We start from the raw sequence: 12,725 nt of genomic DNA on the forward strand, positions 1-12,725 counted from the left end.
AGAGTCATTATATCCTTTGAAAACATAAGCAGAACCTCCTTGGTGAAAATTTGGAGATCTGCTACCTGAAATTGTGAGCAAAATCAAAAAATCAAATTCCACAGTCAACGTCGAAGAGCCATATTTACAAATCAGGATTGGGCGATCAAAAACCCACGACATTTTGAATCAGGGAAATCATTTTTTATTGGTGATATTGAAATTACGCCATATTTGATGGACCACTCTGCATTTGATGCTTATGCCTTTCTAATCAAAGCTGATGGAAAGTCTCTTTTTTACAGTGGTGACTTCAGAATACACGGCAGAAAAACAAAAGCATTTGGTTGGTTCAGCTACAATACTGAGCAAAATATTGATTATCTGCTTCTTGAAGGAACAACTGTCGGTCGAGTGAATAAACCGTTCCCGACCGAAAGTGATATAGAAGAGGAATTTGTAAATGTTTTTAAAACGAGCAAAGGAATCAATTTAATTTATACATCAGGTCAAAACATTGACCGGCTCGTATCAATTTATAGAGCTTGCAAAAGAACGGGAAAGACTCTTGCTGTTGATTTTTATATTGCAAACATTCTTAAAGAGTTGTCAGATTTTGCTACAATTCCGTATCCATCTAAAAACTTTCCCGAAATAAAAGTGTTTTTCCCATATCGACTTTCTCGAATGATTAGCAGCAAAGGGAATGAAAAATTATTGTACCGTTTCAAGGACTATAAAATCACGAAAGAACAAATCGAATCGCAGTTTGATAAAACGGTAATGATTGTGCGACCAAGTATGTTGAAAGATCTGGAATATATAAAAAGATTAAAAGACGGCACATTTATCTATTCGATGTGGGATGGGTATAAAAAAGAAAAAACAACTAAAGAATTCATTGGTTTTCTTATTGGAAAAGGAATGACTGAAAAAGCGATTCACACAAGTGGACATGCTGATCGAGATGCATTGAAAAGAATGGTTGAGGTTTTGAATCCGAAGGCTCTTGTTCCAATCCATACATTTGAAGGAGATGAATATAAAAAGATATTCACAAGCACAAAAGTGATGCGGATAAACGATAATGAGGAGGTAACAATTGGCTAAAACACATAACAAATCACAGAGGGATCAATTCTTTCGGGACAATAAAAAGTTGGTAGCGACTAACTCTTCGAATTTTGAACGCTGGCTTCTTCATCGAAATAGCCAGCATAGGTTATTTGGAGTTTATAAATCCGACTATCGTGCAGCAAGCCCACAACAAAAGACTGCTTATAAAAAGAGAGCAGTTAAAAAATTTCGGTCAAGATTTGATCTGATATTTCAGCGTCGTAATGACTGCATTCACAACTGCGATAGGCCAAAAATCGCAGTTCAATCATCACAGCTACAGGATTCGTATGTTTGCAAGGTGATTGAAGATTTAAAATTTTTAGTAATCAGATGCAACGAAGACTTTGTGGCAGAGTTTCCTATTTACCTAACCAATTTGGGCTTCAGTCCTTTAACAAGGAATGGTGTAGGTGCATAGGGATTGTTTTTGCAACTAACCAGTCAGCTCAGGTGACATCCAGGGCCGACGGCGTTTTGATAAGCTTGTGGGGAATTGATCGTCAAACAATTTCAATCAGGTCTGTGGAAGCCCTGGCTGCTCCTGGCTTCCAACGTTATGTGGAAAGGAAAAAAGACCAATGCTTTATAAACTTGGATCAACCGACGGTAAGTTTGACAAACTCGAACCTGTAACATTCAAGGATTTCTCCAGTTTTGGTAATTTAGAAAAAGATTTGGAGGAGCTGATCGCATCAAGCATTTTAGATGTCCTATTTGAAGACGCCAGCTTAATGCCAATATTTCAAGAGCGTCAGTATCAAGCTGAAGCTGATATCTACGCACTAAACGAAAAAGGTGAACTCATTATTTTTGAGTTAAAGAGGGGTGCTGCCGGTGAAGGCGCAGTACATCAGGCATTGCGATATGCACAAGATGCCGGGCAATGGACTTTCTCAACTCTTCAGAATAAATACCAACAATATGCAGGAAACAATACCGATTTGCACTTGGCGCATAAAGAGGCATTCAATCTTGAACATTCATTAGATGCGAAAGAACTTAACAAAAAACAACATCTGATAATAATAGGTAGTGCCGCTGATGATAGCCTCATTAGTGCTGTCGACTACTGGAAACACCAAGGCATCTCAATCGATTTCCTTCCTTATAGAATCTATGAAATCGATGGCAAAAAGTACTTCGAATTTTTTGCCTTGCCTTATGACAAGCACAAAAATCCAGGCGATGTAAAAGGTGTATTGTTTGATACCAATAGAAGCTGGGATGAGGAATCAATCTGGTATATGATGGAAAATAGTCGAGTGGCGGCATTTGGCGATGCAAAGCGGTTCGTCGAATATGTCTACCCTGGTGATATTGTGTTTTTTTCACACAAGTGGACAGGTCTTGTCGCAGCAGGGCGAGTTAAAAAAGGTGCCATAAAGTCACCGGATGACGAAACGTTATATCGTGATGTGGAATTTATCACTCCAATTCCAAAGAAGGGACAAACGATTAACGCGATGCCGTTTGGGAAAGCCTCTGAAATCACTGGGAAGAGTTTTTTCTGGGCTCGAACCATCAAGGTGCCCTATCTTTCAAAGGATGAGGCTGAAAATTTGGCAAAAGAGTTGAAAACATACCTTGAGCAAAACACATAACAACCGCATAAACTCGGACTGGCAATTCCGCTGCGCTCCATTGCCAGCCGGTTATGCGGAGCGTTGGCGCCGCCTCCGACGGCGCCAATGCGGAGTTGAGCCTGCGCTCTCGCCCGACTGGTTGACGCCGCCTCCGGCGGCTAGCCAACCAGTCGTTCGAGACCGATAGGTTCCTCGCCTTACGGAACTAAAGTTCCGACGGCGAGGAACCTACGGCTCAACTCCGCATTATGTACCTAAACAACAGGGGGCTCTTAAATGAAGCCTGTATTTGAGAAGCCAAAAATATTCATAAGCCATGGACACGCAGGCGAATCTCTAAATATTTTTAGGTCATTTCTGGAATCACTAGAGTTTGAGGTGATAGTTGTAATAGATGAGCCAAGTAGCGGTATGGCTCTTTCCCAAAAGGTCAAAGCATTTATTCAGGAAAGTGATTGCGTCTTAGTAATAGCGACACCAGATAACAAAGACGAAGCCACATCGACTTTCCAGCCAAGGGCGAACGTATCCCATGAAATTGGTTATGCTGAAGCGTTGGCAAAGCCGATAATTTATTTAAAGCATAATGACGTTAGTTTCGGTACAAATTATAGCGACAAAGTATGGATTGCATTTTCAGAAAAAGAGTATCATGACGCATACCAGCAGATTATTGAAGAAACAAAGAAGATAAAGCTTCTTTCAATCGTTGGAAAAATAAATAAAGAAAGTGTTAAGTCTGAAATAATAGAGAAAAGTTTGAAATTGGTAGATATTCTCAATATAAAAGACTACACGATTAAATCCAACATATTATACGAATTAAGTTTGGCTTTATATGAAAAGTCCGAAGTATTAACTGATGCAGAAACAAGAGATTTCTTTCACTTTTATCCCGAGTATACGCAAACCTGTGCTTATGACGGATACAAAAACGAGAATCTTGATGGCGCAATAAGGCTTATGTCGTTTTCCCTTCAGCTAAATCCGTTGTCATCACGAAAAGTAGACTACATATCCATGCTGAGTGATGCCATATATATTGGTGAAGGGATGCTTGATGAAGACATTAAAAAAGAACTCAATGCCCTCCTAATGGAAGAAGCCAGAAATGGTAATCTTTTTCGGAACGAAAAACATATCGAAAAAGTTGGCTTCTATCTGGACATTCTGAGCAGTGAAAATCGCCCCCTTTTCTGGGGTCACGCGGCTAATACACCTGAAATATCTCCGGATCTTGTAACTTATTTGAAGCATTTGATAATCGGCTTGTTTGGGTGTCAGGGTGCAAAACTGCCCCAATCTAACAAGCCATCAGGATTTCCCACCTTTTTGAGCACCAATCAATCTGACTGGTTGCTTGATGGTTTTCAGTTCAAGACACAACTTGAAGAGAAATTGGAGTCGGCCGTAGAAAATGAAAAGAGACTGATCTTTAGATTTCTGTCAAAGCACGTGACAGATGAAGATTCAGATGGATGCATTTCAATAATAGCGAATGGAACAGAGGATCTGGCAGCAAGGACGATATGGGTTATTGGCGAGGCAGGTTTAATCATTAACGAAAAGATGGTTAAGACATTTGAAGATGTTTTCGATCGAAAGCATCATAGGCTGATCGGAATTCTGGCAACAGCAATCGGAAAGCTTGGTACGAACCAGTTCAACGATCGGTTGATTAGTTCATTAATGGATTTCGAGTTTGATAGTAGAAGGCGGATAGTGTGGTGTATGGGAAGACTCGCGAGCCCGGAATTTAAAGAAGTTTTAGAGAGTCTTAATATCGAAGAGAACAATTTTGCGCTTCAAGAAGAACTATCATGTGCGTTGACAGAGCTATCCGAAAAATGAAAAAGACATAACCTTGCTGGTTCAGGGGACGGCAAAAAGCGCGCCGCCCCTGACCAGCCCGTTGAGCAGCCAAATAATAAGGAGATAATACGTGGCCACCAAGCATAATAACGGTGCCAACCTCGGCTTTGAAAACCAGATGTGGGCCGCAGCTGACAAGCTCCGGGGCCATATGGACGCCTCGGAGTACAAATACGTGGTCCTGGGGTTGATTTTCTTGAAGTACATCTCTGATTCCTTTCAGGCCAAATATAAGGAACTGGAAGCCTTAAGAGATACCGAATACACTGACCCCGAGGACCGGGACGAATATGCTGCAGCCAATACCTTCTGGGTTCCTCAGGAGGCCCGCTGGGAAAAGCTGCAGGCCAATGCCAAGCAGCCGACCATAGGTAAGTTGATTGATGATGCCATGGTGGCTATTGAAAAGGAAAACCCGGAGCTCAAGGGTGTTCTTCCCAAGGACTATTCACGCCCGGCCCTGGACAAATATCGCTTGGGAGAATTGATTGATATTATCAGCAAGATCGGTCTTGGAGATGATGAGTCAAAATCAAGGGATATCCTGGGCAGGGTATATGAGTACTTTCTGGGCAAGTTTGCGGCCTCCGAAGGCAAGGCAGGGGGCGAATTCTACACGCCCAGGTGCGTGGTCAAACTGCTGGTCAACATGATCGAGCCTTACAAAGGCAGGATCTTTGACCCTTGCTGTGGTTCAGGGGGCATGTTTGTCCAGAGCGAAAAATTTGTGGAGGAGCACGGGGGCAGACTGGGCGATATTTCCATCTACGGCCAGGAATCAAACCCCTCCACCTGGAGGCTGGCCAAAATGAATCTTGCCATTCGGGGTATAGAGGCCAATCTTGGCGGCCAACCTGCTGACAGCTTCCACAACAATCTGCACAAGGACCTGCGTGCCGATTATATCCTGGCCAATCCGCCCTTTAACATGAGCGACTGGGGCGGCGAGCGGCTGCGGGAGGATGCCCGCTGGAAATATGGCGTTCCGCCGGCAAACAACGCCAATTACGCCTGGATACAGCATTTCATCCATCACCTGTCGCCTGCAGGAATCGCAGGCTTTGTAATGGCTAACGGCTCCATGTCCACAAACACTTCCAGCGAAGGAGAAATTCGGAAGAATATCATCGAAGACGACCTGGTGGACTGCATGATTGCTTTGCCCGGCCAGCTTTTCTACACCACGCAGATCCCTGCCTGCCTGTGGTTTTTGTCCCGAAACAAGCAGAACGGCAAGTTCCAAGACAGGCGCAGGCAAACGCTGTTTATCGATGCCCGGAATATGGGCGGCATGATTGACCGGGTTCACAGAGACCTTTCTGATGAAGAAATACAAAAGATTGCCTCCACCTACCATGCCTGGCGCGGAGAAAAAGATGCAGGCGAATATAAGGATGTGCCGGGCTTTTGCAGAAGTGTTCCCACAGATGAAATTAAGGGACATGGCTATGTGTTGACCCCAGGCAGATATGTGGGCGCGGCCAAGATCGAAGACGACGGCATCCCATTCGAGGAAAAGATGGCTGAACTTTCAGCCACGCTCTACGATCAGTTTGCCGAAGCGGACCGGCTCGAAGCCACCATCAAAAGGAATTTGGAGGTTTTGGGCTATGGGGAGTGATTGGCCGGAAATCCCAGTAGCTGACGTATGTAATATTTTCCTTGGCGGCACTCCTAAAAGATCTGAGCCCACCTATTGGGGCGGGTCCATCAAATGGGCAAGTGCAAAGGATGTTGCTAATTGCCGAACTCGCTATCTGACGTTTACAGAGGAAACGATTACCCAAAAGGGGCTTGATAATTCAGCGGCTAAGCTCCTAGACAAAAATACTATTGTAATCACAGCACGGGGGACAGTTGGGGCATTATGCATGCTTGGTGAGCCGATGTCGTTCAATCAGACATGTTATGGCCTTGTGGGTCTACCTGGGACAAGCTCTCATTATCTCTATTATGCGTTGAAGGCCGCGATAGCACAAATACGCTCGATCTCCTACGGCACTGTGTTTGACACAATTACCATGAAGTCATTCACAAACCTTATGGTACCGCTGCCAAGTAGAGATCAACAGTTAGCCATTTCACACATCCTCGGCTCCCTGGACGACAAAATAGAGCTCAACCGCCGGATGAACAAGACCCTGGAATCCATGGCCCGGGCCATATTCAAGTCATGGTTCGTGGATTTTGATCCGGTTCGCGCCAAGGCTGAGGGTCGGGATACAGGCCTGCCTGAGGAGATTGCAGAGCTTTTTCCCGATAGTTTTGAGGATTCGGAGCTGGGGGAGATTCCTGCTGGATGGGAATCACGTTCATTATATGAGTCTGCAAAATACATAAATGGTGCCGCATATCGCAACTCCCATTTTACTGATGAAGAAGGCGCATTGCCCGTTGTCAAAATCGCCGAACTGAAAAACGGGGTTACAGGCCAGACCAAGTTCACGAAGACAGAACTGGACGACAAATACAGGATCAGCGATGGTGAAATCTTGTTATCCTGGTCGGGTAATCCTGATACCTCTATTGGGACCTTTGTCTGGTGTGGAGGACCAGCCTGGTTGAACCAACACATATTCCGTGTTCTTCCATATCAGGCAATCGAAAAGCACTTTGTATTTTACCTGTTAAAATATCTGCGTCCTGTCTTTGCTGAAATAGCGAGGGATAAGCAGACCACTGGTCTCGGCCACTTTACTGTTCGCGATATGAAGCAGCTCATAGTCGTACATCCACCTAAAAAACTCCTTGTCACATTTAATGATTTCGTAGGACCTATTTTTGATCAATCTTATGGCAATCTTTTTGAATCAAACACTCTCGCTTCCCTCGGCTATACCCTCCTTCCCAGACTCATTTCCGGCGAACTGCGTGTCCCGGATGCCGAGAAGTTTGTTGAGGAGGCTGGGGTATGAGGATCACTTCCTTAAAGTCGTTAAGCGGGTGTGGGGTTTTTCATGATTTCTCCTGGCCATCTGACCTTCCTGGATTTGGCCGGTACAACATTATTTACGGCTGGAACGGAACGGGCAAAACGACTTTGAGCCGGATATTCAGGGCCTTGGAACAAAGAATAACGCCAGCCATAGGTAAAACTACCGTCTGCATTGACGAAACCGATTTCTCTTGTTCGGAGTTCCCCCAGGCGAGGATTCCTATCCGCGTTTTTAACCGGGATTTTGTGAACGAAAGTATCTTTCCCTTAGAAGGCGGCAATGTTCCGCCTATATATGTGATAGGGCCGGAAAGCGCAAATAAGCAGAAGGAAGTGGAAAAGCTGAAAGAGAAACGAGGTGATGCAGAATCTGATGTCAACTCCGCCAAAACGAAGCGCCAGGAAGCAGAAAGGGCTCTTGATCGCTACTCTCAGGATCGCGCGCGGGTAATAAAAGACACGTTACGGTCATCAGGCCAGAATCCCTACAACAATTATAACAAGTCCGATTTCCATGATAGAGCCTTGAAGATGCTTTCTGATAAAGATGCCGCTAACCATCTTTTAAGTGATACTGACCGGGAAAACCTTCTCGCCCAACACCAAGCAACTCTGAAGCCGAAGCTGTCGGAGTGTAAATATCAGATGCCGGATTTACAGGAACTGGCAAGTATCACGTCTAACCTCCTTGCAAAGACAGTGTTATCGGAGACCATTGAATCGCTTAAAAATGATCACAATCTCAACGACTGGATCCGTCAAGGGCTTGGATTACACAAGGAAAGGCAAGCAGATATATGCTTATTTTGCGAGCAGCCACTACCGGAAGGCCGAGTTGCTGCACTGGAAGCGCACTTTAGTGCTGAATATGAACATTTTGTGAAAGCACTTAATGAGTATATTAGCAGCCTAAAGGCGATGCTGGAGAAGATATCCGAACTGAAGCTACCTAATAAGGCCGAACTTTACGATGACATGGCTGCTGAATATGAGTCTGCAGAGCAATCTCTCCAACAGGAATTTAACAAAATCCGTTCGTTCTTGGAGGCGCTTATTGACGCCTTTGAGAATAAGAAAACGAAAGTTTTTGACAAGCTCCACCTGGAGATAACCATACCAGAAACCAAAGCGGAACTCCCTGAACGACTGAATGAAGTCATTCGCAAACACAATAAAGCCTCGGACGAATTTCAGGACCGCGTGTCCTCTGCCCGTGATAGACTTGCTTTGAATCTTATTGCAGCAGATATTGATGAATTCTCCCGGCTATGTGAAGAGGTCCAGCAAGCGTCAAACGAAAAAAAACAGGCAGATAAAAAAGTGGAGGCACTTAACTCTAAAGTTACAGAGATTGAGAAGACAATAATTGAACATCGCCAACCTGCGGAAGAATTGAATAAAGACCTACGAAAATATCTTGGTCATAATGAACTCCAGTTAAAGGTGGAGAAAACCGGATACAAGATTATAAGAAATGACGAACCCGCTGAAGATATAAGCGAGGGTGAAATTACCGCTATTTCCTTGCTATATTTCTTAAAAACATTGCGGGACAGAAGTTTTGACTTAGAAAATGGAGTTGTTGTGCTCGATGATCCGGTTTCCAGCCTGGACGCCAATGCTTTATATTATGCATTCGGGTTCATGAGAGAATATACAGCAGAAGCTGGACAACTTTTTATACTTACCCACAACTTCGCCTTCTTTCAACAGGTCCAGAATTGGTTCAATTATTTCAAGGGGCGAAAACAACCAAATACCAGCCAGAAGTCTACCCGTTTTTATATGACGGATTGCACAAATAAGGGCAACAAACGCTGCTCCAAGCTAACTGCCCTTGACCCACTATTGGAACAATACAACTCTGAATATCATTATTTGTTTGCTCGCATTTATAGAAAAGTTCAGGATAATTCTAAAAAAAACCTTGAAGAATATTATATATTCCCAAACATGGCCAGGCGCGTTTTGGAGACCTTCCTATCCTTTCGGTGCCCTCAAATTAAAGGAGGTCTTAGGAGCAAACTTCATGCAAATGAATTTGATCAATCCAAGAAAACACGGATTCTTCGCTTCGTACACACCCACTCCCATAGCGGTGCTATTGGAGAACCGGAACATGACATGTCGATTTTAAGTGAAACAAATAGTGTGCTGAACGATTTACTTGATTTCATGAAATATCAAGATGAGAAACATTTTTTGGCAATGGAACAACTTGTAAAGAGTACTTATGGTGGTGAGGAGGGGGAATGAGTAATCCCGTTTTATCCGAAACCACCCTTGAACAAACCACCCTGGACTGGTTCTCCTCCCTTGGCTGGCAGACCGCCTTCGGCCCGGACATCAGCCCGGAAGGCCCGGCATGTGAGCGCGATTCCTATGATCAGGTTGTGCTTACAAAAAGACTCCGGGCTGTTTTAAAGGGCATCAATCCGACGATCCCGGAGGACTGCATTGAGGAGGCGATACGCAAAATCACCCGCTCGGAAACTCCGGGACTGATTGAAAGCAATCGCCGGTTGCATCGGATGCTTACCGACGGGGTGGATGTCGCATACATTAAAGAGGGCCGGGAGACTTATGACAAGGTCTGGCTCCTGGACCTGGAGGATCTGGAAAATAACGATTGGCTGGCTGTCAACCAGTTTACCGTGCTTCAAAATCGGAAAACCAGGCGGCCGGATATTGTTGTCTTTGTAAACGGCCTGCCTCTGGCTGTAATTGAGCTCAAAAATCCCGCTGATGAAAAGGCCACGCTTTACCATGCCTTCAATCAGATCCAGACCTATAAGGCGGACATCCCGGATTTGTTCAATTACAATGAACTGCTCATCATATCAGACGGACTCGAAGCCCGCGCCGGTACTTTAACAAGCGGCTGGGACCGGTTCATGCCCTGGAGAACCATTGATGGGAAAGAAGTGGCCCCCAGAGGTTCTGTGGAGCTGGAGGTTCTTCTCAAGGGGATTTTTAAAAAAAGCAGCTTTCTGGACCTGGCCTTAAATTTTACGGTTTTTGATGACGACGGGATTTCCATAGCCAAAAAGGCGGCGGCCTATCACCAGTATCACGCGGTAAACAAGGCAATCGAGTGCACCCTGTCGGCCTGTGGCATAGAAACAGACCAGGGCCTGCTTTATGCCCGCTTCCCCAGACATGACGAGCACAACCCGTTTGCTGTGCATGAAGACCAGGTGGAGTACGGGCAGGGGTCACAACACTTCGGCGGCCGCCGCATAGGAGTGATCTGGCATACCCAGGGAAGCGGGAAAAGTCTTTTGATGGCCTTTTTTGCAGGAAAGGTCATCCGCCATCCGGCCATGCAGAACCCGACACTTGTCGTTATTACAGATCGCAATGACCTGGATGACCAACTTTTTGGGACCTTCTCTTCATGCCGGGATCTTATCCGCCAGGTGCCGGTCCAGGCGGAGAACCGTGAACATCTGAAGGAACTGCTCAAGGTCCCGGCTGGCGGGGTGGTGTTCACCACTATTCAGAAATTTTTGCCGGAAAAAGGATATCAATATCCACAACTATCGTCACGCAGCAACATTGTTGTTATTGCCGATGAAGCCCACCGCAGCCAGTATGACTTTATAGACGGTTTTGCCAGGCATATGCACGACGCCCTGCCGAATGCGTCTTTTATAGGGTTTACGGGCACACCCATTGAGCGGGATGACCGCAGTACTCCGGCAGTGTTCGGAAATTATATTGATAAATATGATATTTTGCGGGCTGTAGAAGACGGGGCTACAGTCCCTATTTACTATGAGGGCCGGCTGGCCAGGATTGATCTCAGCGAAGAAGAAAGGCCCAAGATCGATCCCGAGTTTGAGGAGATTACAGAGGGGGAAGAAGAGTCAAAAAAACAGAGGCTTCGCACCAAGTGGGCCGCCCTGGAGGCCATGGTCGGGACCGAAAAACGCATAGCCCTGGTTGCAGAAGACTTGCTGAACCATTTTGAGGATCGTCTCCGGGTATTGGCGGGCAAAGCCATGGTAGTGTGCATGAGCCGCAGAATCTGCGTGGATATGTACAACGCTCTGATGAGGCTCAGGCCGCAGTGGCACAGTGAAGACGATGACAAAGGAGAAGTCAAAATTGTAATGTCAGGCTCGGCCTCCGATCAATCCGACTGGCAGCCCCACATCAGGAACAAGCAGCGGCGGGAGGCTTTGGCCAGAAGGTTCAAGGATCCGGAAGATCCTCTGAAAATAGTCATTGTACGGGATATGTGGCTTACAGGATTTGACTGCCCGGCTCTGCATACAATGTATATCGACAAGCCCATGCGCGGACACGGTCTGATGCAGGCAATAGCAAGGGTGAACCGGGTATTCAAGGACAAGCCGGGGGGTCTGGTGGTGGACTATCTGGGCATAGCAGACCAGCTCAAGCAGGCCCTGAACGATTACACTGAAGCTGGGGGCAGAGGCGATGCGGCTATCCTTCAGGAGGAAGCGGTTAATATAATGCTGGAAAAATACCATGTGGTTGTTTCCATGTTGCATGGTTTTGATTATTCCCCTTTCCTGGAGGAGTCATCCCAAAACAGGCTTTCCGGTATTGCCGCCGCCATGGAGCATATTCTGCAGCTGGAGGACGGGAAAAGGCGTTTTTTGAGAGAGATGACAGCCTTATCAAAAGCCTTTGCCCTTGCAGTTCCTCATGATGAGGCCCTTAAAATCCGCGACAAGGTCGGTTTCTTCCAAGAGGTCCGTTCAGGTTTGGCAAAATCCACCGTAAATGGGGAGGGCAAGACTCCGGAGGAACTGGATTCCGCCATACGGCAGCTTGTGTCCCGGGCTGTGGCACCACAAGGCGTTGTAGACATATTTGCGGAAGCCGGTCTTAAAAAGCCGGATATTTCCATTCTCTCGGACGAATTCCTTTCGGAAGTAAAGCAGCTTCCGCACAGAAACCTTGCCGTGGAGATGCTGAACAAGCTCCTGAAAGATGAGATTAGGACCAAGTCCCAGAAAAATCTCGTCCAGGCCCGATCCTTTGCTGAAATGCTGGATAAAAGCATACGCAAGTATCAGAACAGGGCCATTGAAGCCGCCCAGGTGATAGAGGAATTGATAAAGCTGGCCCAGGAAATGCGCGAGGCTTATAAGCGCGGAGAAAATCTCGGCATGTCCGATGATGAAATAGCCTTCTACGACGCATTAGAGGTGAGCGACAGCGCGGTAAAGGTACTGGGGGATGAAACCTTGAAAACGATTGCC

8 protein-coding genes are annotated in these 12,725 nt (G+C 45.9%); all 8 read left to right on the top strand.

Features of this window, described 5'->3' with window-relative positions; translation table 11 throughout:
- The first annotated feature begins 216 nt into the window (after positions 1-216).
- On the top strand, positions 217-1,089 hold the full coding sequence (locus QZP87_RS05185) for an MBL fold metallo-hydrolase RNA specificity domain-containing protein (protein WP_291321858.1): 873 nt from the start codon (positions 217-219) through the stop codon (positions 1,087-1,089).
- The gene (locus tag QZP87_RS05190; protein WP_291321859.1) at positions 1,082-1,516 is read left to right on the top strand and encodes a hypothetical protein; all 435 of its coding nucleotides are present in this window, start codon (positions 1,082-1,084) and stop codon (positions 1,514-1,516) included. Before QZP87_RS05185 ends, QZP87_RS05190 begins: the two co-directional genes overlap by 8 nt.
- A 160-nt stretch (positions 1,517-1,676) precedes the next feature.
- Complete coding sequence (locus tag QZP87_RS05195; protein ID WP_291321860.1) at positions 1,677-2,699, top strand: hypothetical protein; 1,023 nt, start codon at positions 1,677-1,679, stop codon at positions 2,697-2,699.
- A gap of 258 nt (positions 2,700-2,957) precedes the next feature.
- Positions 2,958-4,532: a TIR domain-containing protein gene (locus QZP87_RS05200; protein WP_291321861.1), complete on the top strand. Its 1,575-nt coding sequence runs from the start codon at positions 2,958-2,960 to the stop codon at positions 4,530-4,532.
- Positions 4,533-4,623: 91 nt separating this feature from the next.
- Positions 4,624-6,174, top strand: a complete 1,551-nt coding sequence (locus QZP87_RS05205; protein WP_291321862.1) for a class I SAM-dependent DNA methyltransferase — start codon at positions 4,624-4,626, stop codon at positions 6,172-6,174.
- Positions 6,164-7,468: a restriction endonuclease subunit S gene (locus tag QZP87_RS05210; protein ID WP_291321863.1), complete on the top strand. Its 1,305-nt coding sequence runs from the start codon at positions 6,164-6,166 to the stop codon at positions 7,466-7,468. Before QZP87_RS05205 ends, QZP87_RS05210 begins: the two co-directional genes overlap by 11 nt.
- Positions 7,465-9,744 carry an AAA family ATPase gene (locus QZP87_RS05215; RefSeq protein WP_291321864.1) on the top strand — a complete coding sequence of 760 codons (2,280 nt, stop codon included), beginning with the start codon at positions 7,465-7,467 and terminating at the stop codon, positions 9,742-9,744. Before QZP87_RS05210 ends, QZP87_RS05215 begins: the two co-directional genes overlap by 4 nt.
- On the top strand, positions 9,741-12,725 hold a 2,985-nt coding region (locus QZP87_RS05220), incomplete at its 3' end, for a type I restriction endonuclease subunit R (protein ID WP_291321865.1). The genes QZP87_RS05215 and QZP87_RS05220, both read left to right, overlap by 4 nt.

Source organism: Desulfonatronospira sp. (assembly GCA_003563255.1).
Lineage (GTDB): Bacteria > Desulfobacterota > Desulfovibrionia > Desulfovibrionales > Desulfonatronovibrionaceae > Desulfonatronospira.